Genomic DNA, 26,384 nt, shown 5'->3' with positions numbered 1-26,384 from the left:
AGGTATCGGGACCGGCGCCTCTCGATCAAGAAGCCTGCCGCCATTCGCCGGGCACATGACAATTTCCGCGGAATCGGATAGCACCCGCGTGACAAGGGCTGACCTGCGTGACCCTTCCGGTGCCGGGCGATCCTCCGCGCGTGACAAAGAATGGGCAGCGGGTTGTTCACCCGGAAACACGGAGGTAGCTTTGCCGAAATTCCCCCATTTCCCGAGGTGGCGACCCGTGAAGTTTTCGTGGAAGTCGAGAAAGCCCGCGTTCGGCCTGGCCGCCGCGACCGCCGCGGCGGTCGCGGCGACCGTCGCGCTCGTCGGGGCCGGCCCGAGCCAGGCCGCGCCGGTGAGCCTGACGCTCAACTACAACTGCCCGTTCCCGCTGATCGGCGACCAGGTGCTGTCGGTGAAGATCGACACCAACCTGCCCGACAACGCCGTCGCGGGCGCCGCGTCGACCCCGATCACCTTCGACGTCGACGTCACCGTGCCGGAGACCGCCACCGAGGGCCTCGCCCTGGTCGGCGCCACTTCGCTGGACGGCTCGGCGAAGGCCGCGGCCGTGCTCAAGTACCCGGTCGACAAGACGCTGAACCTGAACCTGCCGCTGACGATCGCCTCGACGCCGGTGCCGCCGTCGGGCGCGTTCCACGTCAAGAGCAGCGGCAAGGCGCCGGCGGTGACGTTCCCCAGCCCCGGCACCGCGTCGGTGACGGTCGGGAACTTCAGCACCACGATGACCCCGCGCACCGCGGACGGCCAGCCGACCGACCTCGGCACGTTCACCTCGGACTGCGTCGCGGTCCCGGGCCAGAACCAGCAGCTCGGCACGTTCGAGATCAAGCCGGCGGGCGGCACGACGACACCGACCACCCCGACCACGCCCACGACGCCGACCACCCCGACGACGGAGCCCACAACTCCGACGACAGAGCCGACCACGCCGACGACCCCGACCACGGAGCCGACGACTCCCACGACGGAACCGACGACCCCCACCACCGAGCCCACGACGCCGACCACGGAACCGACCACGCCGACGACGGAACCCACGACTCCGACCACCGAGCCGACCACGCCCACCACGCAGCCCACCACGCCGACCACGGAACCGACGACTCCGACCACTCAGCCGACGACGCCCACGACCGAACCGACCACGCCCACCACGGAACCGACCACCCCGACGACGGAACCGACCACGCCGACCACCGAGCCCACGACGCCGACCACCCCGACCACCCAGCCGACGACCCCGACGAACCCGCCGGGCGGCATCGAGGTCAAGTACTCCGTGCAGGGCAAGTCGGTCCTCAAGCAGCTGCACGCCACGCTGCCGCTCGGCCCAGGCACTCTGGACGCCAAGCTCGACGCGGCTTCCGGCAGGTTCGGCGCCCAGCTCGCCCTGCCGAAGTCCGACGTCAACTTCCGCGTCCTCGGCTTCATCCCGGCGTCCGCGACGGTGAAGCTGAACCAGGTCGGCGCGATCACCGGCACGCTCGCCGCCGGTGCGGTCAAGGCGAACGCCCAGGTCGACGTCCAGCTCACCAAGGTCCGCGTGTTCGGCTTCCCGATCCTGTCGTCGAAGTCGTGCCACACCGTCGAGCCCGCGGACGTGCCGCTCGTCTCGGCGCCCGGCTTCGACCCGCTCAAGGGCGGCAAGCTGACCGCGACCTACGGCATCCCGCAGTTCACCGGCTGCGGCTTCCTGACCGGGCTGATCACCGGCATCACCTCCGGCCCCGGCAACAAGCTGGACGTCACCCTCACCAAGAAGTGACTCGATGATCCTGACCCGATTTTCCCTGCCGCTCGTGCTGGCAGTGGCCGCGTTCTCGCTCGGCGCCGCGGAGGCGGCGCCGGGCGAGGACGCGCCAGTACCCCGAGCGGCCACGCAGATCCCCTTCGGGTTCACCCTGGGGGACGCGCAGCAGCCGACCACGAGCCACGTGGCCAAGCTCGGCTCCGACATCGCCTTCCCGCCGGGCACCTTCGACGGCTTCCTGGGCGGCCTCACCAGCACCGTGCCGATCACCGGCAAGCTGAACATCCCGCCCACGGACGGCTACTTCGTCGCGTTCCGGTTCATGCCCACCACCGGCCGCGTCGAAATCGTCCCGGACGGCGACGCCTCGGGGATGGCCACCATCCACACGGGCAAGGACAAGGACTGCAAGGCCACCCAGACCAACATCTGCGCCGACACGGACGTGACCGCGAAGGTGTTCATCAAGCTCTCGGACGTCCAGGTGGACGGCAAACCCCTCGACGTCGGGCCGGACTGCCGGACCGCCCAGCCCGCCGCGGTGAACATCAAGGCGCTGGTGCCGATCTCTTTGCCCGCCCCGCCGGTCAAGGTGACGTCGACGTTCACCACGCCCGGGTTCGCCGGGTGCGCCGGGCACGAGGACGTCAGCCGCCTGCTCACCGGCCTGGTTTCCGGGCCGGGCAACACGTTCGTCTCGAACCTCCAGTTGCGCTGCTTCAGCACCGGGTGCAAGGCATGACGATCCAGGTGCAGCAGCGAGCCGCGAACGGCCTGCGCGAGTTCGGCCGGATGTGCGCGATGGGCCTCGACGTCCTGCTCGCCATGCTCCGCCGCCCGTACCAGGTGCGGGAGTTCGTCCAGCAGTTCTGGTTCATCGCCAGCGTGTCCATCACCCCGGCGATCCTGGTCTCCATCCCGTTCGGCGCGGTGATTTCGCTGCAGCTCGGCTCGCTCACCAGCCAGATCGGCGCCCAGCAGTTCAACGGCGCGGCGAGCGTCCTGGCCGTCGTGCAGCAGGCCAGCCCGATCGTGACGACGTTGATCATCGCCGGCGCGGGCGGCAGCGCCATCTGCGCCGATCTCGGCGCGCGCAGCATCCGCGAGGAGATCGCCGCGATGGAGGTGCTCGGCGTCTCGCCGATCCACCGGCTGGTCGTGCCGCGCGTGCAGGCCGCCGTCGGGGTGTCCGTGCTGCTCAACGGCCTGGTCAGCGTGGTCGGCGTGCTCGGCGGCTACTTCTTCAACGTGATCGTCCAGGGCGGCACGCCCGGCGCCTACCTGGCCAGCTTCAACGCGCTTGCGCAGCTGCCCGACCTCGTCGTCAGCTCGATCAAGGCCGTCATCTTCGGCTACCTCGCCGGCGTCGTCGCGGCCTACCGCGGCCTGAACCCGAAGGGCGGCCCCAAGGGCGTCGGCGACGTCGTCAACCAGTCCGTCGTCATCACGTTCCTGCTGCTGTTCTTCGTCAACACCGTGCTCACCGCGCTGTACCTGCAGCTCGTCCCGGCGAAGGGAACCTGAGTGGCCATCCTCGGCAAACCCGGCGACCGGCTGTTCGACCTCGGCGACCAGCTGCTCTTCTACGCCCGCGCGCTCGCCGCCGTCCCGCTCGCCGTCACGCGCTATTTCCGCGAAGTCGTGCGGCTGCTGGCCGAAGTGACGTTCGGGAGCGGCGCGCTCGCGGTGATCGGCGGCACGATCGGCGTGATGGTCGGGCTGTGCGTGTTCACCGGCGTCACGGTGGGCTTGCAGGGCTTCAGCGCGCTGAACCAGATCAACATCTCCGCGATGACCGGCTTCCTGACCGCGTACTTCAACACCCGGGAGATCGCGCCGCTGGTCGCCGGGCTCGCGCTTTCGTCCACTGTGGGCAGTGGGTTCACCGCGCAGCTCGGCGCGATGCGGATTTCCGAGGAGATCGACGCCCTCGAAGTGATGGCCGTGCGGAGCATGCCCTACCTGGTCACCACCCGGATCGTCGCCGGGTTCATCGCGATCATCCCGCTGTACGTCGTCGGCCTGCTGATCTCCTACCTCGGCTCGCGGCTCACCACGGTCGTCTTCTTCGGACAGTCCGGCGGCACCTACGACCACTACTTCACGCTGTTCCTGCCACCCGGCGACGTGCTGTGGTCGTTCGGCAAGGTGCTCGTCTTCAGCGTCGGCGTGATCCTGACGCACTGCTTCTACGGCTACCGCGCCAGTGGCGGCCCGGCCGGGGTGGGGGTCGCGGTCGGCCGGGCCGTGCGGACGTCGATCGTGCTGATCAGCGTGCTCGACCTGTTCCTGTCCCTGGCCATCTGGGGCGCGACGACCACGGTGAAGGTGTCCGGATGAGCCGGTTCCGCACACAGCTCGCCGGGGTGGCCTTCCTCGGCGTGCTCGTCCTGCTCGGCTGGCTGGCGGTGGCGATCTACGACAAGGACTTCGACGACGCCGAGCTCGTGACGCTGCGGGCGGACCGCCTCGGCAACCAGCTCGCGCCGACCGCGGAGGTCAAGGTCAAGGGCGTCCCGTTCGGGGAGGTCCGGGCGGTGCGCAGCACGCGCGTGGGCGCCGAAATCGACCTCGCGCTCGACCCCGCGAAGATCGGCCTGCTGCCCGGGAACGTGTCCGCGCGGCTGCTGCCGAAGACGGTGTTCGGCGAGCGGTACGTCAACCTCGTGCTCCCGGACAGTCCACAAGGGAAACTCCGGGCCGGTGACGTGATCGCCCAGGACCGTTCCAGCAACGCCATCGAACTGGAACGCGTCCTCGGCGACCTGCTGCCGCTGCTGCGGGCGGTCCAGCCGCAGAAGCTGAACAGTTCCCTCGGCGCGATCTCGCAGGCCCTCGACCACCGCGGGAAACCGCTCGGCGACAGCATCGTGCAGCTGCAGGACCTCTTGGGTCAGGTGAACCCGCTGATGCCGCAGTTCAAGGCCGACATCACCGGACTGGCCGACGCCGCCGACGTCTACACGAAAGCCGCGCCGGACATCCTGCAGGCGCTGAGCGACCTGTCGACGACCGCGAAGACCATCGTGGACACTCGCGCGGATCTCGACAACCTCTACGCGAGCGTCACCAGTGCCACCGGGCACCTCGACGACTTCCTGCGCAAGAACAAGGACAACCTCATCGGCGTTTCGGCGGCGAGCCGGCCGACGCTGGAGCTGCTGTCGCGCTACTCGCCGGAGTTCCCGTGCCTGTTCGACGCGGTCAACCGGCTCAAGCCGCTGATGGAGAAGGCTCTCGGCAAGGGCACGAACGAACCGGGCCTGCACGTGACGCTCACCGTGCAGGACCCGCGGGAGAAGTACGTTCCCGGCCGCGACACCCCGCGGTTCGACGCCACCGGCGGGCCGAAGTGCTACGGCGGCGGCGCGGCAGCCGCCGCCGATGGTGATCTGGGACCGGCGAACTCGCCGAGTGAGCGCCGGCTGGTCGCGGAACTCCTGCGGCCGGCGCTGGGGGAAGTGCCCGACTGGAGCAGTGTCCTGATCGGACCCGCGCTGCGCGGGACGGAGGTGACCGTCCGATGAGGAGCGTTGCCGGACCCGCCGTCAAGGGGCTGATCTTCTTCCTGGTCACCGCGGCCGCGACCGCCGTGCTCGCGATCACGATCGCCAACTCCGACGTCGGGGCGACCATCGGCTACACGGCCCGCTTCACCGACGCGACCTCGGTCAACTCCGGCGACGAAGTGCGGATGGCCGGCGTCCGGATCGGCCAGGTCGATTCGGTGCGGGTCGTCGAACACCGCCTCGCCGACGTCGGGTTCTCGGTCGGCCGCACACACCGGCTCACCGCGTCGGCGTCGGTCACCATCCGCTACCGGAACCTGGTCGGCCAGCGGTACCTCTCGATCGACCCGGGCGCCACCGACACGTCACCGACGCTCGCCGAGGGCGCGCAGATCCCCCTGGAGCGGACCAAGCCGGCGCTCGACCTCACCACGCTCTTCAACGGCTTCAAGCCGCTCTTCCAGGCGTTGTCGCCGAACGAGGTCAACCAGCTGTCGTTCGAAATCATCCAGGTCCTGCAAGGGGAAGGCAGCACGATCGACAGCCTGCTGCGGCACACCGCGTCGCTGACCTCCACCCTGGCCGGGAAGGACGCCCTGATCGGCCAGGTGATCGGCAACCTCAATACCGTGCTCGACACGCTCAACGCCCAGGGCGACCAGTTCGACACGCTCGTCGACACCACCGCCCAGCTGGTCACCGGCCTCGCCGCGGACGCCAAGCCGATCGGGCAGGCCATCGGCGGCCTCGGCGAGCTGACCACGGCGACCGCCGGGCTGCTCGAACAGGGCCGGCAGCCGCTGAAGGACAGCATCACCGCACTCGGCGACCTGTCGAAGAACCTGGCCGACAACACCCCGGTGTTCCAGCAGTTCCTCGACAACCTGCCGAAGAAGCTCGACCGGATCGGCACGCTCTTCTCCTACGGCTCGTGGGCGAACTTCTACCTCTGCTCGGTGCGGACCGATGCGAAACCGGCGCCGGGCGGCCCGCCACCCGGCATCCCCGTGACGGCTGCGAGGTGCCGGTGAAACCCTTCCGCAGCCGCGACCCGATCGCCGTCGGCGCGGTGACCGCGCTGGTCATGGTCCTGATCGGGAGTGCCACGTTCTTCTCCGACGACCTGCCGCTCATCGGCGGCGGCACGACCTACCAGGCCGAGTTCCACGAGGCCGCCGGGCTCAAGCCGAACGACGAGGTCCGCGTCGCCGGGGTGAAGGTCGGCGAAGTCACCGACGTCCGGCTGGCCGGCGACCACGTCGAGGTGCTGTTCCGGGTCCGCGACACCTGGGTCGGCAACCGGACCACGGCGGCCATCAAGATCAAGACCCTGCTCGGGCAGAAGAACCTGGTGCTCGACCCGGTCGGCAACGCCGAGCTGAACCCGGACCAGCCGATCCCGGCCGAGCGCACGAGCTCGCCCTACGACGTCACCGCGGTGTTCAACGACCTGGCCAGCACGGTCGGCGCGATCGACACCGACCAGCTCGCGCAGGCGTTCCGCGTGTTGTCCGACACGCTCGGTGCGTCGGCACCGAGCGACGTGCGCACCGCGTTCGACGGCATCGCCGCCTTGTCGCAAACGCTGGCTTCTCGCGATGACGAGCTGGTCAAGCTGTTCCAGAACACCAACCAGGTCTCGAAGACGCTCGGGCAGCGATCCGACCAGATCCAGGCGCTGATCCGCGACGGCAACACCCTGCTCACCGAGCTCAACGCGCGCAAGGACGCGATCGCGAAGCTGTTCACCGGCATCAAGAACCTCTCGATCCAGCTGCGCGGGCTGGTCGCGGAAAACCAGAAGACCCTAGGACCGGCGCTCGACCAGCTCGACCGCGTGGCGACCGTGCTGCAGCGCAACCAGGGGAAGCTCGAGGACAGCCTGCGCCTGGCCGGGCCGTTCTACCGGCTGCTCGGCAACGCCGTCGGCAACGGCCGGTGGATCGACACCTACATCTGCGGGCTGATCCCCACCGGCACCACGCCGGGCAGCTGCCAGCCACCGAAGAACGGGGGACGCTGATGGCCCACCAGCTCATCGACCTGGGTGCGGCGGCCCGGCGACGGACGCGGTTGCGGGCCCTGACGCTCGGCGTCGTGCTCGCCCTCGTGGTCTCGGCCGCCTGGCCGGTGATGACCGCGCCGGCGGAGCGGACGCTGACCGCGTACTTCACCGCCGCCGTCGGCATCTACCCGAACTCGGACGTCCGCGTCCTCGGCGTCGCCGTCGGCTCGGTGTCCGAAGTGGAACCGAACGGCACGGACGTCAAGGTCACCATGACGCTGCGGCCCGGCGTGCCGCTCCCGGCCGACGCCGGGGCCGTCGTCATCACGCCGAGCCTGGTCGCCGACCGGTACGTCCAGCTCACGCCCGTCTACCGGGGTGGCCCGCAGCTGCCCGACGGCGCGTCGATCCCGCGGGAGCGCACCGCCACCCCGGTCGAGGTCGACGACCTCCTGCACAGCCTCAACCAGCTGATGTCCGCGCTCGGACCGCAGGGCGCCAACAAGGACGGGGCGGTCAGCGACGTCCTGACCCGATCGGCGGACTACCTGAACGGCACCGGCCAGACCATCGGCACGGCGATCAAGAACCTGGGCGAATTCGCCCGCGCCGCGAGCGATTCGAAGGACGACCTGTTCGGCTCGGTCGACAACATCAGCAGGTTCACCGCGATGCTCGCCGCCAACGACGGCCAGGTAAAACAGGCCATTTCGCAGATCGCTTCGCTGAGCAGGGTGCTGGCCGACCAGCGTGACCAGTTCTCCGGGGCGCTGACCGAGCTGACCCAGGCGCTGAGCGTCGTGCAGGGGTTCATCAAGGACAACCGCGGCAAGGTGCAGTCCGATGTGGACAAGCTGGCCGACGTCACGAAGGTGCTGGTGAACCAGAAGGATTCGCTCGCCGAAGCGCTCAACGCGGCCCCGAACGCCCTGACGAACCTGCTGGGTGCCTACGACCAGGCGAACGGGACCATCGACGGCCGCGGCAACCTCCTCGAATTCGCGGAGCCGAAATGAAGTCACTGGTCAAGCTCGCCGCGGTGGTCACCCTCGCGGTGGTCACCACCGGCTGCGGCAGCGGGGTGAGCGTCTACGACATCCCGCTGCCGGGCGGCGCCGCGCTCGGCGACCACCCGATCCACGTCACCGCGAGCTTCACGAACGTGCTCGACCTGGTGCCGCAGTCCGGCGTCAAGGTCAACGACGTCCCGGCCGGGCAGGTCGTCAAGGTCGAGCTGGCGCCGGACGGGCACAGCGCGGTCGTCGAGCTGCTGCTCAACGGCGACGTCGACCTGCCGGGGAACGCCGTCGCCCGGCTGCGGCAGGCGAGCATCCTCGGTGAAAAGTTCGTCGAGCTGGCCCCACCGGACGACGCGACGCCGTCGGGACGGCTGCTCGACGGCGCGACCATCCCCCTGGACCGATCGACGCTGACGCCCGAGATCGAAGAGGTCTTCGGGGCGCTGTCCCTGCTGCTCAACGGCGGCGGTGTCGCGCAGGTGCAGAACATCAGCCACGAGCTGAACGACGCCTTGGGGGGTCGCGAAACAGCCGCCCGCACCCTGCTGGCCGATCTGGACACGTTCGTCAAAGGGCTCGACGAGCACCGGAACGAGATCACCCGGGCCCTCGAGAGCGTCAACAAGCTGGCGGCCACGCTGAACGCGCACACCGACCGGATCACCACCACGCTGAACGGCCTCACGCCCGGCATCGGCGTCCTCAACCAGCAGCGGGAAGCACTGGTCGGGATGCTCAAGTCCCTGGACGGCCTGACCTCGGTCGCCGTCGACACGGTGAACCGCAGCAAGGACGATCTGGTCGCCGACCTCCGCGCGCTGGAGCCGCTGCTGCGACGGCTGGCCGACTCCGGCGACAAGCTCCCGAAGGCCATGGAGATGGTCTTCACCTTCCCGTTCCCGGACGCCGCACTGGACACCATCCGCGGCGACTACCTCAACGGGTTCCTGAAAGCAGGCCACTGATGCTGACCCGGTTCGTGCGCGTGCAGGTGACGGTCTTCGTCGTCATCGCCGTCGTCGGTGTCGCCTACGTCGGAGCCACCTATGCGGGTCTCGACAAGGTGTTCTTCGACCGCGGCTACACCGTGACCGCGCAGTTCCCGACCGGCGGCGGCATCTTCGGAGGCGCCGAGGTGACCTACCGCGGGGTGCCGATCGGCCGCGTCGGCGAGCTGCGGCTCACCCCGGCCGGGATGGAGGCCGACCTCGAGATCGACTCCGGCACCGCGCCCGTCCCGGCCGACACCGAAGCCGTCGTCGCCGACCGGTCCGCCGTCGGCGAGCAGTACGTCGACCTGCGGCCGCGGGTCGACGGTGGCCCGAAGCTGCACGACGGCTCGGTGCTCACCCAGGCCGACACGAAGATCCCGCTGCCGGTCGACGTCGTCTTGTCGACAGTGGACGCTTTCGCCAACTCGGTGCCGAAGCCCGCGCTGCGCACGGTCGTCGACGAGCTGTGCAACGCGACGTCCGACGCCGGCCCGGCGCTGGACCAGCTGGTCGGCCGCGGCATCGAGTTCGTGCAGGCGGCGAGCGCGCACGTCGCGCCGCTGACCCGGTTCGTCACCGACGCGCACACGGTGCTCGACACGCAGGTGCAGCAGGCCGGGGCGATCCGCGACTTCGGCGTCAACGCGAAACTGCTGGCTTCGACGTTGAAGGCGTCCGACGGCGACCTGCGCACGCTGATCCCCGCGGTGCCCGCGGCCGCGAACGAGGTCAGCGCGCTGATCCGCGACGCCGGGCCGGGCCTGGGCGTGCTGCTGGCCAATCTGCTGACCACCGCGGACGTCCTGGAAGCCCGGCAGGACGGGATCCGCCAGCTGCTGATCACCGCTCCGCAGGCGGTCGCGGCGGCCGGCGCGGTCGTGCGGCCGGACGGCGTCCACATCGGACTGTCGCTGACCTTCTTCGACCCGCCGCCGTGCACCACCGGGTACCCGACGCCGTACCGCAACGGCCTCGACACGTCGGTCCGCCCGCTCGACACGGCCGCGCGCTGTGCGCTGCCGAAGGGAGACCCGACGAACGTGCGGGGCTCGCAGAACGCACCGGGAGGACGGCCGTGAGGATTCTTGCGTGGGTGGCCGCGGCCATGGCGACCGTCGCGGCCGGCTGGTCGGGGTTCACCTGGTGGCAGGCGGCGCACGACGACGGTGTCGCGCGCGCGGTCGTCCGTGAGGAAGCGTTGCAGGCAGGGCGGGCGGCGGTCGCCGGACTGACCACTTTGGACTACCGGCAGGCCGCCCCCGGGTACCAGCGCTGGCTGGACCTCTCTGGCGGTGCGCTGCGCGACGAGCTGGCGGCCGGCCGGCAGGGCAGCCTCGACCGGATCGCCCAGGCGAAGACCGTCACCACCGGGAAGGTGACCGACGCCGCGGTCACCGAAGTGGACACCGGGGCGGGGACGGCGAAACTGATCGCCTCGGTCGAGCTGGTCGTGGCACCCGACGGCGGGGACGCGGTGGCCAAGCGCAACCGGTTCCAGGCCGAGCTGACCCGCGCGCCGGACGGCTGGCACGTCACCGGCCTCGGCCAGGTTCCCGTGGTGGAGGCACCGTGAAAACCGTCACCAGGAAACGCGCCGTGAAGGTCGCCGGACGTCAGCACCCAGACGGTCGTGAGTGTTCCGTAGGGTTAGAACCCGAATTACCACTCACGACCACCGGGCCACGGCGGCGGGCGCGGGTGGTGCTCGCGGTGGTGGCCGTGCTCATGGCCGGGCTGGCGGTCTGGTTCACGCTCGAAGCGCGGAACACTCAGGCTGTGGTCGCGCACAACAGCGCGCTGTCCGATGTTGCGGGTACGGCCGAGGCCGCGAAGCAGATCAGTGCCGCGCTCGGCACGGTCTTCTCCTACCGCTACGACGATCCGGACAAGAGCTCGCGGGCAGCTCGGGAGGTCCTGACCGGGCCCGCGCTCGCGCAGTACGAACAGCTCTTCGGGCAGGTCCGCAAGCTGGCCGCCGAGCAGCAGCTCGTGGTGACGTCGACCGCCGTCGCGTCCGGCGTGAAGCTCCTGGACGGCGACCGCGCGGCCCTGCTGGTGTTCCTCGACCAGACCGGCACGAGGGGCGACGGGCAACGCAGCACCGGCGCCGCCCAGCTGAGCGTCACGGCCGAACGCGTCGCCGGGAAGTGGCGCGTCACCGGGATGTCCGCGGCCTGAGCATGCGCGAGGACTCCATGACCCTCTCCGAGCCGCCGGCGCGGCAGGCAGTTCAGGTGCCGGGCCGGACGACCGCGGCGACCGGGCTGCCGCCGAGCGATCCGCTCGGGGTGGCCATCGGGGACGGGCTGTGGTGACCGGGCCGGCGGAGCGCGCGCTGTCGCCGGGCGTCCCGTTCGCCACCCCGTCGTTCGAGGTGACGTGGCCGGAAGTGCGGTTGCCGCCGGTGGTGCCGTACGGGCCGGGCGCGTGGCTGCTGCTCACCGACGAGCACCCGGCGGCGCTCGGCCGGGCCGTCGCGCTGGCACTCGCGCTGGCCGAGGCGGGGGACGACGCGCTGTCGCTCCCGCGCGACGACCTCGACGAGCTACCCGGGTTCCTGGCCGAACGGCCGGTGCGCGGCGTCGTCTACCTCACCGGATCGCCGTACGCCTACCGTGACCCGGAGGCCGCGCAGGAGCTGCTGCTCTCGGTGCTGTCGGTGGTCGCGCGGCTCGGCGCCGGCCCCCGGTTCCACCTGGTCACGCAGGCGGCCGGCGAGCCGGGGCTGGTGTTCCTGCGCGGCCTGGTGCGGGTGCTCGCCCTCGAGCGACCGCAGCTGCGGGCGAGCCTGGTCGACTTCGACGCGCGGTCCGATGTGGACGCGCTGGTGCGCGAACTGCGGTCGGACGCGCCGGACGACGAAGTCCGCTGGCGACACGACGTCCGGTACGCGGCGCGGCTGGCCCGCGTGCCGTTCCCCGCCGAGGTGGCGACCGGCCCCGGCGCATACGTGATCACGGGCGGCCTCGGGCCCGCGACCGCGAGGTGGCTCGCGGACACGGGAGCGACCCGGGTCGTCCTCTGTGGAGACTCCGCGGCCCTGTCCGATGCCGTGGTCGTCCCCGGCGACATCGCCGAGCCGGGCGTCGCGGAGCGGCTGGTCGCGGCCGCCACGGCGGACGGCCTCCCGCTGCGGGGCATCGTCCACGCGGCCGGCGTCCTCACCGGCGACCCGTCGGCCGGCTGGCGCCTGGGGGTGCTCGGCGCGCGACGCCTGCACGAGGCCACCGCGGACTGCCCACCGGACTGGTGGCTGCTGGCCACGTCGCCCACGGCGCTGTTCGGCGCCCCGGGCGGAACCACCCGCGCCACCGCGGACGCCTGGCTGGAGGCCTTCGCCGCCTGGCGCCGTTCCCGCGGCCTCCCGGCGACCACCGTCCAGCTCGGCACCCCCCACCTCCCCGACTTCCCCCGCCCCTACTTCTCCACCCTCTGACCCGTGTCGACTCGCCAATCACGAGTGATGCCCTCTGATCACGCGTGATGTCTCTCCGATCACACGAGATGCCCCTTCCGCACCCGGGCTACCCGGCCGGAAAGGGCTTCACTCGTGATTGAAGGGGCATCACTCGTGATCGAGGGGGCGACACGAGTCAGGGGAGGGTGGCGCGGAGGGCGAGGATCATCTCGAAGCGGTCGTCCGGGTTGCGGAGGTGGTCGGCGAACAGGGCCTCCAGCTCCTGGGCGCGGGCGCGGACCGTCTGGGGGTGGATCGCGAGGCGGTCGGCGACTTCGCGGACGTTGCCGCACGTCTCCAGCCACGCGAGCAGCGTGTGGGCCAGGCGGTGGTACTGCTTCGGGGGCAACGCTGTCAGCGGGGCCAGCCGGCGGTGGGACACCTCCGTCACGAGGAACGGCTCCTTGCGCAGCCACAGCGTCGCGAGGTGGTCTTCGCACCAGGTCAGCGGCTCGTCCGGGAGGACGTCGCCGATGAGGCGCAACGCCTCCTGGGCCGTCGCCAGCGAGCGGCCCGCCCGGCGCGGCGGGACCGGCGGCCCCACCGCCGCCCGGCGCCCGGCCAGTGCCGCCGTCAGCGCACACCGGTCCGCCGGGGCGGGCAGCAGCAGCCGCGGGGTGCCGTCCTCGAAGTCCTCCAGCGCGTCCAGCCCGGTGACGTCGGCGGGCCCGTCGAGCGCCACCGCGACGAGCCGGTGCGGCAACGGCCACTCCGCCGCCGCCGCGGCTTCCTGCACCGTCCGGGACGGCGACGGCGGGTCCGCCAGCAGCAGGTCCAGCAGCCGGCGACGGCGCCGTTCCAGCGCGCCCGCCGCCCGCGCCTGTGCCGCCGCGTGCCCTTCGATCGACAGCGCGGACAGCTCGTCGATGTAGGCGAAGATCGCCTCGGCCAGCAGGCACAGCGTCGCCGACGGCACGCCGGCCCGCGTCCCCACCTCCGCCATCCGCCGCCAGGTCACCCGCGCACCCACCCGGTACGCGGCCTGCAGGACGTCGAGGTTGCGGCCCTGCGCGAGCTCGTGCACGCCGAGCCCGACGAACACCTTGCGCCGCTCCTCCGGCACCGGCCCCGACGTCGCGATCCGGTCGACGAACTGCAGGATCGCCGCCTGGACGCCGGTCCGCAGCGCCTTGCCGAACGCCCCGTCGAGGGGCCGCGCGTAGTCCGGGATGGTCCGCTGGATCTCGCGCAGCACCTCGTCGGCGACGTCCAGCAGCCGTGGCCGGAACACCGCGGCCAGCTCGCGGGGGAGCATCGCCCACAGCTGTCCCGGACGGCGGTCGCCGTCCAGCATGGGTCCGAAGTTCGTTCCGACGGGCGGTCCCGTCATCGCCCACCCCATTGTGGAAGAGAGTCAAGATCCTAGAAGTGCCTCCGCGCGCAGCGCGATTTCCATGTCGAGCCGGTCGTCGGCGTTGTCCAGCCGGTCGCCGAACAGATCGATGAGCTGGTGCATGCGGTACCGGACGGTCTGCGGGTGCACCTTGAGCTTCTTCGCGATTTCGGGCGCGCTGCCGCGGGACTGCAGCCAGATCAGCAGCGTCTCGCCGAGCCTCGCCCGCTGCTTCGGCGTGAGGTCCTTGAACGGCTGCAGGCTGCGCGCGCACAGCTCGCGGACCAGGAACTCGTCGGCGAGCAGCCACAGCGTGGACAGGTGGTCGGTGCAGCGCGTCACCGGCGCGTCCGGCAGCACGCCGCGCTGGAGCAGTTTCAGCGTGCGGCGCGCCCAGAGCAGCGAGCGCGGCGCGTCGGTGAGGCGCACGGTCGGGCCGATCACCGCGCGCCAGCCCGGCAGCCGCTCGGCGAGGTTCTTCAGGTGCTTCTCCGGGTCGCCGGTGACCAGGCACGGCTCGCTGCCCTCGAGGTCCACGAGGACGTCGGAGTGCAGGTCCGGCGCGGCCAGGCTGTATTGGTCGGCGCGTGGTTCGAGGGCCACGACGGTCACTTCGGCCGGCAGGGGCCACTGCGCCGTGGCGGCCTGCGCGGTGATGGTCTGCGGCGCGGACGGCGGGTCGGCGAGCAGCAGCTCCAGCAGCCTTCTGCGGCGGCGGGCGCGGGTGCCCGCGGCGCGCGTCTGCGCTGCCGTGTAGCCCTCGATCGAGAGCGCCGAGATCTCGTCGACGTAGGCGAAGATGGCTTCGGCGCTGGTGCACAGCGTGTCCGCGGAGACGCCGGTGGCCTGCCCGAACTCGCTGATGTGCCGCCACGCGACCCGCCCGCCGACCCGGTACGCCGTCTGCAGGCAGTCGAGGCTGCGGCCCTCGTTGAACTCGATCTTGCCGAGGTTGCGGAACACGGTCGTCCACGTCTCGAGCGGCACGGCACCGGGGGTGCCGACACTGTCGAGGCACTGGATGATCGACTGCCGGACACCCTGCGTGATGATGTGCCCGAACGCGCCTTCCAGCGGCCGGCGGTACTCGGGCACCGCCCGCTGCACCTCCTGCAGGATCGCGCGGGCGAGCGGGTCGACCCGCGGTTTGAAGCGGATCGCCAGCTCGCGGGGCAGGGACGCCCACAGCCCGATCGCGCCGGAAGCGCGGCCGGGCCGGGGATCCACCGGGGTGCGCGGGGCGGGCGGGTAGGCGGGCCGGGGCCGGTCGGCCGACACGGACTGCTGCCGGTAGGCCGGTCCGGTGATGCGCTCGCCGGGGTTCGGCCGTCCGGCCCGCAGGGCGGGGACGGTGACTCCGGTGTCCACGGTGTCCAACTCGGGCATGTGTTTTATCCTTGCTGGCAACAAAATCGGCCTCGTCGGCGGGCACGCCGATCCGGTTTTTGTGGCTCAGGCAACATAATTTCGCGCGAACGGCACTGTCAACGGGTTCTCCGCTGACTTTGCGGTAACCCGTCCGGACTACACCCGAACGGGTGGAGCGCCGCGGGAGGACGTGACACTTCCGGCACGCTCGGATGGTGCGCGCGTGACAACTTTTCAGCGGGCCGGATCGCCGGTTGTCAGCCGCGTGACGATGTCGTCGAGGGTCAGCCGCGCGGGCGCGGTCTCCGTGAGGAACTCGTTCAGCAGCGCGCAGAACCGGTCCGGGTCGGCCACGTGCGGAAAGTGTTTCACGTTCTCCAGTACGGTCAAGCGGCTATCCGGCAGCACCGCGGCCGTCCGGCGTCCGTGTGCCACCGGGATCAGCGGGTCGCGCTCGCCCCAGACCAGCAGTACCGGCACGGCTTCGGCCAGGTAGAGCTTGTCGACGGCGCTCGCGCGCTGGCCGCGCAGGTCGATGAGGCTGCGGGCGATGAACAGGAACGCCCGGCGCCGCGCCGGATCGGCCAGCGAGGCGAAATGCCTGACCAGTTCCCGTGTTTCAGTTTTCAACGACCCGCCGAGCCGACGTCCGGCCCGAGCCGCGGCCCGCGCGATCGCGAGCGTCACCCGGTTGACGGCGAGGGCCATTGTGGCCGGTGCGCCCGGCAGCGAGGCGGCCCGCAGCACCGGGCTCACCTCCGGCCCGAGGCCGGCGCTGCTCACCAGCACGAGGCGGTCGCACATTTCCGGGAACTGGTAGGCGAACTGCAGGGCGATGCCCCCGCCGAGCGAGTGCCCGACGACGGTCGCGTGCCGCACGCCGGACACGGCGAGGACGTCCCGCACGGTGCTCGCCATGGCACCGAGGCCGTAGTCGGCGCGGGGTGCCTCGGATCCGCCGTGGCCGGGCAGGTCGGGCGCCAGCACGCGGCGGCCTTCGCACCGGGCCAGGACGGGCGCCCAGGTTTCGGCGCTGCCGGCGATCCCGTGCAGCAGCACGATCGCTTCGTCGCCGTCGCCCGAGGGAGGCAGGTGCTCGTGCAGCCGGATGCGGCGGCCGTGCAGGGTGAGGGTCTTGACGGTCATCGGTGCCCTTTCTCGCGAAGGGGAAATTAGGGCATCCGACTGCTGCCGCGGATGTGGTGAACGCCACCGCCGGGGAATCACGGACGGGGGTGACAAAACCGATTGCGGAAAGCCGGCGGCGCGTGCGGGTTTTCGCGGCGTCACCGGGAATGCGTATCGACATTCCCGAAGTGTCCGGCAATCCTCCGAGGCATGGTCGCAATGACGCACCGGACGCGCTGATGTCCTGCCGCGCGAGTTTCCATTTCGGTCACCAGGCGCTGCCGCGGAGGTGGCCCGGCCGCCGCCCGTGGCGCCGGGTGCTGCCGCTGCCGGTGCGCGCGCTGGACCGCATGGTGTGCGCGGCGGGACACGGGCCTCGCCGCGCCGCCTCGCCACCCCGGGTTCTCCGGGCGCGTTGAAGCCCCCGCCGCTTGGGGGACCCCCGGTTTCAACGTTACTCGCGGCCACCGACAATTCCGGCCCCGCGCCCGGGTCGCGCCCCGAGTTGTCCACAAAGCCCGCCACGTGCCCGAGTTGTCCACAAGCGCCCCCGCGGCGGCCTTGGGTGCGTTCCAAGCACCGAGGCCGCCTTGGTTGCGTGTGGCGCACCAAAGGCGGCCTGGGTTGCGGTTAGGGCATCGAAGGTGGCCTGGGTTGCGTGTGGAGCACCGAAGGTGGCCTGGGTTGCGTGTGGAGCGCATCGACGGCGGCCTTGGTTGCATGTAGCGCACCGAAGGCCGCCTTGGTTGCGCCTAGGGCACCGAAGGCGGCCTGGGTTCCGTGTAGCGCACCAAAGGCCGCCTTAGGGCGCCCGGGTCTCAGCCCTCCGGCGGCCGGTGCGCGCGCATCAGCCGTTGCGCCCGCAATGCCAGCTGCATCCCCAAGCGGTCGTCAGCGTCCTTCAACCGATCCCCGAACAGCTCCTCCAGCTGACGCAAGCGATTGCGGACCGTCTGCGGGTGCACCCCCAGCCGCTGCGCGATCTCCGGTGCGCCCCCGCGCGTCTCCAGCCAGGCCAGCAGCGTCTCGCTCAGCCTGTCCCGCTGCTTCTCGCTCAGCGACGCGAACGGGTCCAGGCTCTGCCGGGCCAGCTCAGCCGCGAGGAAGTCCTCCGCGAGCAACCAGAGCGTCGCCAGGTGGTCGCGGCACCAGATGAGCGGGCCGGGGACGTCCGGGCCGGACAGCAGCAGGGCCCGCCGCGCCGTGCGCAGGGCCGCCGGGGCGTCGGCCAGCGGGACCGTCGGGGAGACCGCCGCGCGCCAGCCGTCGAGCTTGGCCGCCAGCGGGGCCAGGTCGGCGTCCGGGTCGCGGGTCAGCAGGTACGGCTCGGGGCCGTCGAGGTCGGCCAGGACGCCGTCGCCGAGCAGGTCGGCCGGGAAGTCCGCCGCGTCCGGGCCGCGCTCGAGGGCCACCATCGCCGCCGTCTCCGGCAGCGGCCAGCCCGCCCCGCCCGCCAGGCCCGCGATGCTGCTCGCCGAACCCTCCGGGGCGCCGGCGATCAGCTCCAGCAGCCGCCTCCGCCGGACCGGGACGGCGCCCTCGGCCTCGGCCTGCGCCTGCTGGTAGCCCTCGATCGCGGTGGCGCACAGCTCGTCGACGTAGGCGAAGATGGCCTCCGCGGCGACCGAGATCACGGCCGGGTCGACGCCCGCCGCGACCACCGCCGGGTGCATCGCGCGCCAGGCCACCCGGGCCCCGATCGTGGCGCTGTCCTGCAGCGCGTCGAGGTTGCGGCCTTCGGTGAACTCGATCCGGCCGCGGCCGCGGTAGAACTCGATCCAGTGGTCGTGGCCCAGCGCGGGCTCGCCCATCGAGTCGACGCAGTGCTGCACCGCGTACTCGACGCTCTTCACCAGGACCTTGCCGAACACGCCCTTCAGCGGCTGGCCGTAGGCCGGCACCGTGCGCCGCACCTCCTGGATCATCGAGGCCGCCGCGTGCCCGACGTGCGGGCGCAGACCCGCGCCGAGCGCGCGCGGCAGCGAAGCCAGCAAGCGAAAGCTGCGGTACTCGACCACCCATCCCCCTTCGAGTGCGTGTCCGGCGAGCGTATCCGACACACGTGTCACTGAAAAATCAACGACTGGTTCCCGGAAAGGGTGACGCAGACTCGTCCTTTTGACACGGACGGGTGCGCGTTCTACGCTCCGTGTCAGTATTTCCGAGGAGCCAATTCCAGTGGAGGGACTGAATTCCCCATGCGTGGTTCCGCTTCCTCGGACAGTTCTGTGTGGTCCAGGCTGCCACACGAGCTCGGCGACGCGGTGCGCCCGCGGATCCCGGAGATCGCCCGGGCCTGCGTCGACGCGATCGCCGCCGAGATCCCGGAATATTCCGGGAGATTCGGCGACGGCCCCGGCCGCGCGCGGGCGATCGAGCTGGCGCGGCGCGGGATCGAGCGGGACGTCGACCGCGTCGGCACGCCCGCGCTGTGGCAAGCCGACCGGCTGGCCGAGTTCCGCGGGCACGGGCGCGACGCGTTCCAAAGTGGCCTCAGCCGCGAAGCCGTCCAGGCGGCCGTGCGTGTGTCGAGCCGGGTCACCTGGCGGTGGATCGCCGACATCGCACGGGAAGCGGGTCTGTCCGCCGATGTCCTGTACGGCGCCGCGGAAGGGATGTTCGCCGACGTCGAGACGTCGATGGCGGCGGTCGCCGAGGGGTACAGCGCCGCGGAGGCGGCCGTGTCCGGCACCGGCGAACGGCACCGCCGCCTGCTGCGCGCGTTGCTCGGCGGCCGCGCACCGGCTGCCGAGACGTTCAACGATGTGGACGGTCTGATCGCGGCGACGGGACTGCCGGTGCCCGAGCGGGTCGCGGCGGTGGCGTTCCGCGCGTTGCCGGGTGCCCCGGAGTTCCCGCCGGGCCTGCTGCCGGAGCACGTCCCTGCCGACCCGGCCGGCGACCCGCCTGCCGCGCTGACCCCGGCCCCGGACGTGGACCTGATCGGCCTGACGGGCCTGCCCCCGGGCTGGACGGCGGCGGTCGGCCCGCTGGTCCCGCCGTCGGCGGCGCCGGAATCGTTCCGCGTCGCCCGCCGCGCGGTCGACCTGGCCGCACGGGGGTTGCTGGACGCGCCGGGCCCGGTGATCTGGTGCCGCGACCACGTGACGACGTTGCTGCTGCTCGCGGACGAGTTCCTGGTCGGCCAGCTGGCCTCGACGACGCTGGCGCCGCTGGCCGGGTTGACCGGACGCCGCCGCGAGCAGCTGGCGGAGACGCTGCTGGCGCTGGTCCGGACCCGCGGCAGCGCGCCGGAGCTGGGCAGGCTGCTCGACCTGCACCCGCAGACGATCCGGGCCCGGCTCAAGAAGCTGGCCGAGCTGTTCGGCGAGAAACTGGACGACCCGGCCGAGCGGTTGCGGCTGGAGCTGGCGTTGCTGGCGGAGCGAACGCTGCCGGACCGCGGCTGAGGGCCGGCTCGCGTACCTGGGCGGACGACACGCGTACCTGGGGGCGGTTGGCGTGCCTGGAGGGTCGGTTCGCGTACCTGGGCGGACGACTCGCGTGCTTGGACGGTCGGTTGGCGGGGGCTGGGTGAATGGCCTGGTCCACTTGCGCTGGATTGGCCCGGGGCAGGGGGCCGGTTCGGCTCTAAGCTGCCCGGCATGACCGGATTGCTCACCGAGCGCCTGCGGCAGGCCTCCGACAACGCTGTCGCCATGTGGGCCACCCTGGCCCGGGCGCGCGGCGACCACGTCCTCGAGCGTCCCGCCTTCACCGCCATCGACGGGCGCCGGTTCCGGATCATGCTGCGGACCGCCGCCCCCGGCGAAGACGCCGTGGGCGAGCTGACCGAGCTCGCCCGGGCGCGCCGGGAAACGCGGCAGGTCGTCGTCGAGGATCCGTTCCGGGTGCTCGATCTGAGCCGGCTCGGGATGACCGCCGGGCAGTTGCCCGTGATGGCCCGCGAGCCGGGTCCCGTCCCGGCGGCCGAAGGTGTCGAGCGGATCGGAACCGCCGCCGAGCTGGCAGCGGCCGAGGACCTCGTGGTGCACGGCTTTCCGCTCGAGGAGTACCAGCCGTACCGCGCCGGCAGCGTCTTCCCGGAAGAACTCCTCCGCCAGGCCACCGCGTTCTTCCGCAAAGGTGCCCAGGGCGCCTGCCTCACCATGGCCCACGGCGGCGTCGGCGGCGTCTACTGGGTGACCACCCTGCCCGAGCACCGCTCGAAGGGCGTCGGGCGCGCGCTGATGCACGCCGTCCTACGGCACTTCGACGACCTGCCCGTCACGCTGACCGCCTCGCGGTCCGGGCGGCCGCTCTACGAGAAGCTCGGCTTCGCCACCCTCGGCGACGCCAACTGGTGGCGCTGACGGGAACACCCACCGCCGGTACCCGAACCAGCGGAACGCCGTGCCCGCCAGGGTGCCCAGCAGCATCCCGGCGACGAAGTCCGCGATTTCCTGCGTCAGGTAGGCCACGTGCGGCACCGACAGGTGCAGCGCGTACCGCGACACCAGCGCCGGCACCAGGTTCACCGCCACCGCGCCCGCGTTGACCGCGAAGAACAGCGTCGCCTCGCGGACCCGGCCGAGCCCGCCCCGCCCCGCGAACGACCAGCGGCGGGACAGCAGGTACGCGAACGCCGTCGAGGCGACCGTGGCGATCGCGAGGGCCGTCACCGGCTTCTCACGGAACACGGTGAGCTTCAGGCTGTAGTCGCCCAGTAGGGTGACCCCGTACGCGGCCAGGCCGACGACGGCAAAGCGGAGCAGCTCTCGCGGCTCGGGCATGGTTCCTCCGGGTGACGCCGAACGGGTGGAGGTTTTCGATGGCACGCACAGGCGGTGAGGGCGAACTCCCCTCGGTCGCCGAGCTGGTGAACCTTTCGCAGACGAAGCCGCTGATGATCCGCGGCGAACTCGACGCGAAACTCGCCGAAGAGGCCGCGGCCACCGAGCCCGAACCCGTCCACGATCCGCTGGCCGTGCTCGACGCCGAGCTGGCCGCCGGCGAACCGGAAGGCGACGCCCGCCCGCAGGACGCGCCGCCCGCCGACCGGACCCGCCGCGCGAAGCCGTACGTCCTCGCCGCGGGCGCGGCCGTCGGGCTCGGGCTCGCCGCCGTCGTGCTGCTCCAGCCGCACCAGGTGGGCGGGACGGCCGTGCCGCCGCCCGGCGCGCCCGCCCCGGTCGTGCCGCCGCCGAGCTCCAGCGAAGCCGTGGAGACCATGAGCGCCTCCGCCTCCGCGCCGCCGCTCACCGCGCAGGTCCGGCACACCACGGCCGAGACCACGAGCGCACCGGCCGGTGCGGGGCGCAAGCCCGCGCAGGCCGAGCCGACGCCGACCCCGACTTCGTTGTCGCCGGAAGACCAGTGGCGCGAGTACGTCAGCTCGATGATCAGCTCGTGGCAGCAGCACCCCCGCGGCGGCCGGAACCGCTGATCAGCAGCTCGACGTCGCCGGCTTCCCGGCGATCCGGTCCTTCACGAAGGCCAGGACGTCGGCGTTGCCGGTGTAGACCAGCGTGATGTGGTCGGTGTCGTAGGTCTTCCACGTCTCCTGGACGCCGGCCGCGCAGTACGTCTTGTGCAGGCCGTCGGCCTGCGCGAACTGCACCAGCTGGTCGCCGGTCGCGTGGTAGAGGAACACCGGCACCCGCGGCGGGGTCCCGCCGAGCTTGTTCTCGTTGAGCCGCGCCACCCACGCGGGCTTGATGTAGCCCGGGCCGGTCGTGTAGTCCGCGATCTTCTGGTTCGCGTACGTCGTGAGCAGCTCGAACGTGCACGCGCTCTGCTTCATCGCCGCCAGCTTCGCGCGGCCGTTTTCGCTGAGGAACGAGTCGAGCTGCAGCTCGGGGTACGCCTGGTCGAGGCCCAGCAGCGCGTAGGCGAACACGCCGAAGCCGAACTTGCCGTCGAGCTGCAGCGTCACCTGCACCAGGTCGGCCGGCACCCCGCCGGCCGCGACGCCGACGAGGTTCAGTTCCGGCGCGTACGACGGCTGCAGCTCACCCGCCCACGCCGCGGCGCCGCCGCCCTGCGAGTACCCGCGGAAGACGACCTTCGCCGACGTCGACAGCCCGGCCGCGGGAAGCCGCTGCGCCGCGCGGACCGCGTCGATCACCGCGGGGCCTTCGGACCGGCCCACGACGTACGTCGTCTTCGGCTCCGGCTGGTACCCCTCGTAGTCGGGGACGGCGACCGCGTACCCCGCGTCGAGCAGGTCGTCGAGGCCCGGCTGCTCGTAGAAGGCGCCGATGTCGATCATCGCCGACGGCGTGCAGGCGAACGCGGGCCCGTGCGTCCCCGGGGCGAACGCGACGATCGGCGCCGTGGCGCGGTCGGCGCTCTTCGGCACCAGCACCGTGCCGGTGACGGCGTCGGGCTGCCCGAGCGCGTTCGTCGACAGGTACATGACCTGCCACGCGTCGACCGACGCCGAACGCGGACCCGCCTTCGACGGCCGCCACCGCAGCACGTCACCCGGCTTGCCCGCCGGCAGCGGGGACGGTGGCACGTAGAAGGCGTCGCCGGGAGGGGCGGGTTCGGCGGCGGCCGCGGGCGCGAAAGCCGTGGTCAGGACCAGTGCCACCAGCGTGGCGAACACGCGGCGGGCGGTCACGCGCCGGTCCCGTAGACGCGCTTGCAGGTCGCGGACTCGCTGAAGGCCAGGTCCAGCTCGGGGTTCGCCTTGAGGTCCTTGATCGGGCCTTCGGGGTCGGCCAGCTGCCCCATGGTCGAGTCGGCCTCGGAGATGACCTGGCGCAGGCTGGGCTGATCGGTCACCTTCGCCCGTTCCATCCGGGTCTTCGTCTCCGCCAGCTTGTTCCGCGTCTCGGTCAGGTTGCCCGCCGCTTTGTCCACAGCAGACTGTCCATCCGGGACGGGCGGAACACCGGCCGTGCGCAGGCCGCCTGCCATGTCCTCGAGCGCGGAACCGAGGCGGCCCAGGAAGTCCACCATGGCGTCCCGGGTTTTCGCCGGGTCGGCGTCGTCGACGGCGGGCGGCTGGGAGAGCTTCGCCGAGCCCGCGGCCACGCCGGTGCACACCTTGTCGACCCAGGCGAGCGCCGCGGGATCGGCGTGCCGTCCCGGGTCGGGCGGGGTGTCCGAAGCGCACGCAGTGCACGCGGCGTACGACAGAAGGGCGGCCGCCGCCATTGCGAGCACGCCGCTGTGCATTCTTTTCATGGGTTTCGAAGCTACGCGGCGCGGTTGTGCGCGAGCAAGAAGAGAATGGCCGGTTGGCACCTGCGTCAACATTGCGTGGCGCGATTTTGTCACGCGCGTCAGCGCTTCGCCGGGGCTTCTGTACTGGGAAAACCTTCCGCGGCCTGCTAGGAACCCGAGCCGGGTGGCGTGCCGGTGTGACAATTTGCGGTGCCCGTGTGGGGTTTTTGCCGAAAGTCCTTGATTGCCGCCAGTCGTGCTCGTTAGCTTACGTCAGGTCGCGATTCTCGAATAGCGAGCCGTTTCGTATCACTGTTGATACACGGAAGGACCATCGTGAGTCACCCAAGAGGCAAGAAGAAGACGGTCGCGGCCGCCGCGGCCGCGGGTGCGGCCGGGCTCATCGCCACCGCGCTCGTCGTCGGGGCGCAGGCCAGCGCCGCCGACCCGATCTCGCTGACGCTGAACTACCACTGCACCTTCCCGCTGGTGGGGTCGCAGTCGCTGAAGGTGGTGATCAACACCGACCTGCCGACCACGGTGAACACCGGCCAGCCGACCGGCGCGTTCGACATCAAAGCCGTGTCCACCATCAACGCGGACACCGTCAGCGGCCTCAGCCTGATCGGCGCCACCACCCTGGAAGGCACCGCGACCGCGAGCGCGACCGTCGCCGCGCCGAGCCTCAACCTGCCGGTCAGCGTGCCGATCACGCTGGACAAGACGAACATCCCGGCTTCGGGCGAGATGACCATCAACGCCGCCGGCAAGACGCCGTCGCTGACGTTCACCCAGGCCGGCCAGGCGAAGATCACCGTGGGCGACCTGAACCTCAAGGTCACCCCGCGCAAGGCCGACGGCTCGGTCACCGGCATCACGCCGGACGGCACGATCGACGCGCCCTGCACGCAGGACAGCGGGCAGAACAACACCCTCGCCACGATCACCATCAACGGCGGTGGCGGGACCACGACCCCGCCTGCCACGACCCCGCCGGTCACCACGCCGCCGACGACCACGCCGCCGGTGACGACCCCGCCCACCACCCCGCCGGGCGGGGGCATCAAGTACTCCTTCGGCATCACCGGGCAGACCGCGCTGAAGTCGCTCGGCAGCACCGCGCCGATCAGCGGCTCGTTCGACGCCGACGTCAACCTGGCGGCCAAGACGTTCACCGGCACCCTGCAGCTGAACCCGACGCACACCGACTTCAAGCTGTTCGGCTTCCTGCAGGGCAGCTCGGACGTCAAGGTCGTGCAGAACGGCCCGCAGACCGGTGAGCTGGTGGGCACCGGCTTCAAGGCGCACATCAAGTTCGACACGTTCCTCACCACGGTCAACCTGTTCGGCATCCCGATCAGCACCGACCCGAAGTGCGGCACGGTCAGCCCGTCGACCAGCGAGATGACCACCGGTCCCGGCTTCGACCTGCTCAAGGGCGGCAAGCTGGCGGGCACGTACTCGCTGTCCGCGTTGCAGAACTGCGGTTCGTTCAACGACATCATCAGCGCCTTCGCCAAGAGCGACGGCAACTCGCTGGACCTGAACCTCACCAAGAAGTGAACCGAACTGCCGGCCCCCGCCGCGCCGCGGCGGGGGCCGGTGCCACGTCCGAGAAAGGGATGCCCGTGCGGATCGCCCGGTCGTTGCTCGCCGCCTGCGTGCTCACGCTGGCCGTCGCCGCGCCCGCTTCGGCGTCGACCCCGGTCGACCGGGAGCTGGGTTTCACGTGCCCGTTCCCGTTGATCGGGCTGCAGAAGCTGGACGTCGAGGTCAAGGCGTCGTTCGAGGTGCCGTCCGCGCCGGGCGGCACGTTCACGACGGGCGACCTCGCGGTGTCGGTGACCGTGCCGGACAAGTCCGCCCGCGGCCTGGCCCTGGTCGGCGCGGCGAGCATCGAAGGGACGGCGTCCGCAGGGGTGACGCTGACCAACGGCCCGCTGACGCTGCCGCTCGCCCTGCCTCTCACGGTGGCGAAGACCGCGGTGCCGCCGTCGGGGCCGTTCACCACGCGGGCGTCCGGCTCGGTGCCGCCGGTGCGGCTGCCGAACGCGGGCAAAACGACAGTCGCCATCGGGGACTTCAGCACCCGGCTGACGCCGAAGAAGGCGGACGGCTCGTACACCGGGCTCGGCTCGTTCACCTCGGACTGCACGCTCGACCCCGGCCAGGACCCGGTGCTGCTGAGCTTCGACCTCGGCAGTGCGCAGACCCAGCACCGCTACGCCGTGGCGGGGTCGACGGCACTGAAGACACCGGCCGCGACCTCGCCGCTCACCGGCACACTCGCGGCCGGCCCGGAGTTCGCGACGGCGTTCGACCGGACCAGCGCGGACTTCAAGGCCTTCGGGTTCGTCCCCGGTCGCGCGGACCTGCAGTTCACCCCGGACGGCCCGCAGACCGGCGAGCTCACCGGTGCCGGCTTCGTCGCGCACTCGGCGTTCGCGCTGGCCCTGCCACAGGTGACGCTCTTCGGGCTGCCGGTCGCCGACGCGGGCTGCCGGGCGAGCGCGGCCGTCCCGGTCGACCTGCGCACCGGCGACGGCTTCGCCCTGGCGACCGGCGGCCCGGTCACCGGCACGTACACGATCCCGCCGCTGACCGGCTGCGGTGCCTTCACCGGGTACCTGAGTTCGCTGGTCCAGGGGCCCGGGAACACGTTCGCCCTGACGTTGACCGCACGCTGACCGCCGCTCACCTT

At 71.5% G+C, this 26,384-nt stretch carries 25 protein-coding genes; 18 read left to right on the top strand and 7 right to left on the bottom strand.

What is annotated here, in order from left to right; translation table 11 throughout:
- Positions 1 to 226: 226 nt before the first annotated feature.
- From ACWED2_RS00695 to ACWED2_RS00635, 13 genes are all read left to right on the top strand, one after another.
- Positions 227 to 1,774 (top strand): DUF6801 domain-containing protein, encoded by a 1,548-nt coding sequence (locus ACWED2_RS00695; RefSeq protein WP_449688321.1) that lies wholly within the window; start codon positions 227 to 229, stop codon positions 1,772 to 1,774.
- 4 nt (positions 1,775 to 1,778) lie between these two features.
- On the top strand, positions 1,779 to 2,501 hold the full coding sequence (locus tag ACWED2_RS00690) for a hypothetical protein (protein WP_449688320.1): 723 nt from the start codon (positions 1,779 to 1,781) through the stop codon (positions 2,499 to 2,501).
- Positions 2,498 to 3,283 carry an MlaE family ABC transporter permease gene (locus tag ACWED2_RS00685; RefSeq protein ID WP_410588000.1) on the top strand — a complete coding sequence of 262 codons (786 nt, stop codon included), beginning with the start codon at positions 2,498 to 2,500 and terminating at the stop codon, positions 3,281 to 3,283. The genes ACWED2_RS00690 and ACWED2_RS00685 overlap by 4 nt, the downstream gene beginning before the upstream one ends.
- The gene (locus ACWED2_RS00680; RefSeq protein WP_449688319.1) at positions 3,284 to 4,099 is read left to right on the top strand and encodes an MlaE family ABC transporter permease; all 816 of its coding nucleotides are present in this window, start codon (positions 3,284 to 3,286) and stop codon (positions 4,097 to 4,099) included.
- Positions 4,096 to 5,286 (top strand): MCE family protein, encoded by a 1,191-nt coding sequence (locus ACWED2_RS00675; RefSeq protein ID WP_449688318.1) that lies wholly within the window; start codon positions 4,096 to 4,098, stop codon positions 5,284 to 5,286. The genes ACWED2_RS00680 and ACWED2_RS00675 overlap by 4 nt, the downstream gene beginning before the upstream one ends.
- Positions 5,283 to 6,299: an MCE family protein gene (locus ACWED2_RS00670; protein ID WP_449688317.1), complete on the top strand. Its 1,017-nt coding sequence runs from the start codon at positions 5,283 to 5,285 to the stop codon at positions 6,297 to 6,299. Before ACWED2_RS00675 ends, ACWED2_RS00670 begins: the two co-directional genes overlap by 4 nt.
- Entirely contained in the window at positions 6,296 to 7,291 is a 996-nt protein-coding gene (locus tag ACWED2_RS00665; RefSeq protein WP_449688316.1) for an MCE family protein, read from the top strand. The genes ACWED2_RS00670 and ACWED2_RS00665 overlap by 4 nt, the downstream gene beginning before the upstream one ends.
- A complete protein-coding gene (locus tag ACWED2_RS00660) occupies positions 7,291 to 8,289 on the top strand; it encodes an MCE family protein (protein WP_449688315.1) in 999 nt (332 codons plus the stop codon). Before ACWED2_RS00665 ends, ACWED2_RS00660 begins: the two co-directional genes overlap by 1 nt.
- On the top strand, positions 8,286 to 9,257 hold the full coding sequence (locus tag ACWED2_RS00655; RefSeq protein WP_449688314.1) for an MCE family protein: 972 nt from the start codon (positions 8,286 to 8,288) through the stop codon (positions 9,255 to 9,257). The genes ACWED2_RS00660 and ACWED2_RS00655 overlap by 4 nt, the downstream gene beginning before the upstream one ends.
- Positions 9,257 to 10,363: an MCE family protein gene (locus ACWED2_RS00650; protein ID WP_449688313.1), complete on the top strand. Its 1,107-nt coding sequence runs from the start codon at positions 9,257 to 9,259 to the stop codon at positions 10,361 to 10,363. The genes ACWED2_RS00655 and ACWED2_RS00650 overlap by 1 nt, the downstream gene beginning before the upstream one ends.
- Entirely contained in the window at positions 10,360 to 10,857 is a 498-nt protein-coding gene (locus tag ACWED2_RS00645) for a hypothetical protein (protein WP_449688312.1), read from the top strand. Before ACWED2_RS00650 ends, ACWED2_RS00645 begins: the two co-directional genes overlap by 4 nt.
- A 137-nt stretch (positions 10,858 to 10,994) precedes the next feature.
- A complete protein-coding gene (locus ACWED2_RS00640) occupies positions 10,995 to 11,462 on the top strand; it encodes a hypothetical protein (RefSeq protein WP_449688311.1) in 468 nt (155 codons plus the stop codon).
- Positions 11,463 to 11,595: 133 nt separating this feature from the next.
- Positions 11,596 to 12,720: a KR domain-containing protein gene (locus ACWED2_RS00635; protein ID WP_449688310.1), complete on the top strand. Its 1,125-nt coding sequence runs from the start codon at positions 11,596 to 11,598 to the stop codon at positions 12,718 to 12,720.
- Positions 12,721 to 12,877: 157 nt separating this feature from the next.
- On the opposite strand, the gene ACWED2_RS00630 is transcribed toward ACWED2_RS00635, so the two are convergent.
- From ACWED2_RS00630 to ACWED2_RS00615, 4 genes are all read right to left on the bottom strand, one after another.
- Complete coding sequence (locus tag ACWED2_RS00630; RefSeq protein ID WP_449688309.1) at positions 12,878 to 14,071, bottom strand: PucR family transcriptional regulator; 1,194 nt, start codon at positions 14,069 to 14,071, stop codon at positions 12,878 to 12,880.
- Between the two features lie 24 nt (positions 14,072 to 14,095).
- Positions 14,096 to 15,460: a helix-turn-helix domain-containing protein gene (locus ACWED2_RS00625; RefSeq protein WP_449688308.1), complete on the bottom strand. Its 1,365-nt coding sequence runs from the start codon at positions 15,458 to 15,460 to the stop codon at positions 14,096 to 14,098.
- Positions 15,461 to 15,676: 216 nt separating this feature from the next.
- Entirely contained in the window at positions 15,677 to 16,588 is a 912-nt protein-coding gene (locus ACWED2_RS00620; protein ID WP_449688307.1) for an alpha/beta fold hydrolase, read from the bottom strand.
- Positions 16,589 to 17,388: 800 nt separating this feature from the next.
- Positions 17,389 to 18,588, bottom strand: a complete 1,200-nt coding sequence (locus ACWED2_RS00615; RefSeq protein ID WP_449688306.1) for a PucR family transcriptional regulator — start codon at positions 18,586 to 18,588, stop codon at positions 17,389 to 17,391.
- A gap of 210 nt (positions 18,589 to 18,798) precedes the next feature.
- Here ACWED2_RS00615 and ACWED2_RS00610 point away from each other — a divergent pair, with 210 nt between their 5' ends.
- Together ACWED2_RS00610 and ACWED2_RS00605 are read left to right on the top strand one after the other, a co-directional pair.
- Positions 18,799 to 19,980 (top strand): PucR family transcriptional regulator, encoded by a 1,182-nt coding sequence (locus ACWED2_RS00610; protein WP_449688305.1) that lies wholly within the window; start codon positions 18,799 to 18,801, stop codon positions 19,978 to 19,980.
- A 195-nt stretch (positions 19,981 to 20,175) separates the two neighbouring features.
- Positions 20,176 to 20,883 (top strand): GNAT family N-acetyltransferase, encoded by a 708-nt coding sequence (locus ACWED2_RS00605; RefSeq protein ID WP_449688304.1) that lies wholly within the window; start codon positions 20,176 to 20,178, stop codon positions 20,881 to 20,883.
- Here ACWED2_RS00605 and ACWED2_RS00600 read toward each other — a convergent pair.
- Complete coding sequence (locus ACWED2_RS00600) at positions 20,773 to 21,303, bottom strand: GtrA family protein (RefSeq protein WP_449688303.1); 531 nt, start codon at positions 21,301 to 21,303, stop codon at positions 20,773 to 20,775. The genes ACWED2_RS00605 and ACWED2_RS00600 overlap by 111 nt on opposite strands.
- A gap of 38 nt (positions 21,304 to 21,341) precedes the next feature.
- Between ACWED2_RS00600 and ACWED2_RS00595 the strand changes: the two genes are divergently transcribed.
- Entirely contained in the window at positions 21,342 to 21,956 is a 615-nt protein-coding gene (locus tag ACWED2_RS00595; protein ID WP_449688302.1) for a hypothetical protein, read from the top strand.
- Here the strand turns inward: ACWED2_RS00595 and ACWED2_RS00590 are convergent, their stop codons facing one another.
- Both ACWED2_RS00590 and ACWED2_RS00585 read right to left on the bottom strand, forming a co-directional pair.
- Positions 21,957 to 23,135: a lipase family protein gene (locus ACWED2_RS00590; RefSeq protein WP_449688301.1), complete on the bottom strand. Its 1,179-nt coding sequence runs from the start codon at positions 23,133 to 23,135 to the stop codon at positions 21,957 to 21,959.
- On the bottom strand, positions 23,132 to 23,704 hold the full coding sequence (locus tag ACWED2_RS00585; protein ID WP_449688300.1) for a hypothetical protein: 573 nt from the start codon (positions 23,702 to 23,704) through the stop codon (positions 23,132 to 23,134). Before ACWED2_RS00585 ends, ACWED2_RS00590 begins: the two co-directional genes overlap by 4 nt.
- A 315-nt stretch (positions 23,705 to 24,019) precedes the next feature.
- Between ACWED2_RS00585 and ACWED2_RS00580 the strand changes: the two genes are divergently transcribed.
- A complete protein-coding gene (locus tag ACWED2_RS00580; RefSeq protein ID WP_449688299.1) occupies positions 24,020 to 25,246 on the top strand; it encodes a DUF6801 domain-containing protein in 1,227 nt (408 codons plus the stop codon).
- Between the two features lie 59 nt (positions 25,247 to 25,305).
- Positions 25,306 to 26,370, top strand: coding sequence for a DUF6801 domain-containing protein (locus tag ACWED2_RS00575; protein WP_449688298.1), 1,065 nt, complete (start codon positions 25,306 to 25,308; stop codon positions 26,368 to 26,370).
- Positions 26,371 to 26,384 lie beyond the last annotated feature (14 nt).

It is taken from the genome of Amycolatopsis sp. NPDC005003, assembly GCF_053600695.1.
This window is presented reverse-complemented; position numbering and strand designations above follow the sequence as displayed.

Excerpts from the sequence above, each read along its gene's own strand:
- ACWED2_RS00690 (WP_449688320.1), top strand. The coding sequence starts at position 1,779 with ATGATCCTGACCCGATTTTCCCTGCCGCTCGTGCTGGCAGTGGCCGCG.
- ACWED2_RS00685 (WP_410588000.1), top strand. The coding sequence starts at position 2,498 with ATGACGATCCAGGTGCAGCAGCGAGCCGCGAACGGCCTGCGCGAGTTC.
- ACWED2_RS00675 (WP_449688318.1), top strand. The coding sequence starts at position 4,096 with ATGAGCCGGTTCCGCACACAGCTCGCCGGGGTGGCCTTCCTCGGCGTG.
- ACWED2_RS00670 (WP_449688317.1), top strand. The coding sequence starts at position 5,283 with ATGAGGAGCGTTGCCGGACCCGCCGTCAAGGGGCTGATCTTCTTCCTG.
- ACWED2_RS00660 (WP_449688315.1), top strand. The coding sequence starts at position 7,291 with ATGGCCCACCAGCTCATCGACCTGGGTGCGGCGGCCCGGCGACGGACG.
- ACWED2_RS00655 (WP_449688314.1), top strand. The coding sequence starts at position 8,286 with ATGAAGTCACTGGTCAAGCTCGCCGCGGTGGTCACCCTCGCGGTGGTC.
- ACWED2_RS00650 (WP_449688313.1), top strand. The coding sequence starts at position 9,257 with ATGCTGACCCGGTTCGTGCGCGTGCAGGTGACGGTCTTCGTCGTCATC.
- ACWED2_RS00630 (WP_449688309.1), bottom strand. The coding sequence starts at position 14,071 with ATGACGGGACCGCCCGTCGGAACGAACTTCGGACCCATGCTGGACGGC.
- ACWED2_RS00625 (WP_449688308.1), bottom strand. The coding sequence starts at position 15,460 with ATGCCCGAGTTGGACACCGTGGACACCGGAGTCACCGTCCCCGCCCTG.
- ACWED2_RS00620 (WP_449688307.1), bottom strand. The coding sequence starts at position 16,588 with ATGACCGTCAAGACCCTCACCCTGCACGGCCGCCGCATCCGGCTGCAC.
- ACWED2_RS00605 (WP_449688304.1), top strand. The coding sequence starts at position 20,176 with ATGACCGGATTGCTCACCGAGCGCCTGCGGCAGGCCTCCGACAACGCT.
- ACWED2_RS00600 (WP_449688303.1), bottom strand. The coding sequence starts at position 21,303 with ATGCCCGAGCCGCGAGAGCTGCTCCGCTTTGCCGTCGTCGGCCTGGCC.
- ACWED2_RS00595 (WP_449688302.1), top strand. The coding sequence starts at position 21,342 with ATGGCACGCACAGGCGGTGAGGGCGAACTCCCCTCGGTCGCCGAGCTG.
- ACWED2_RS00585 (WP_449688300.1), bottom strand. The coding sequence starts at position 23,704 with ATGAAAAGAATGCACAGCGGCGTGCTCGCAATGGCGGCGGCCGCCCTT.
- ACWED2_RS00575 (WP_449688298.1), top strand. The coding sequence starts at position 25,306 with ATGCCCGTGCGGATCGCCCGGTCGTTGCTCGCCGCCTGCGTGCTCACG.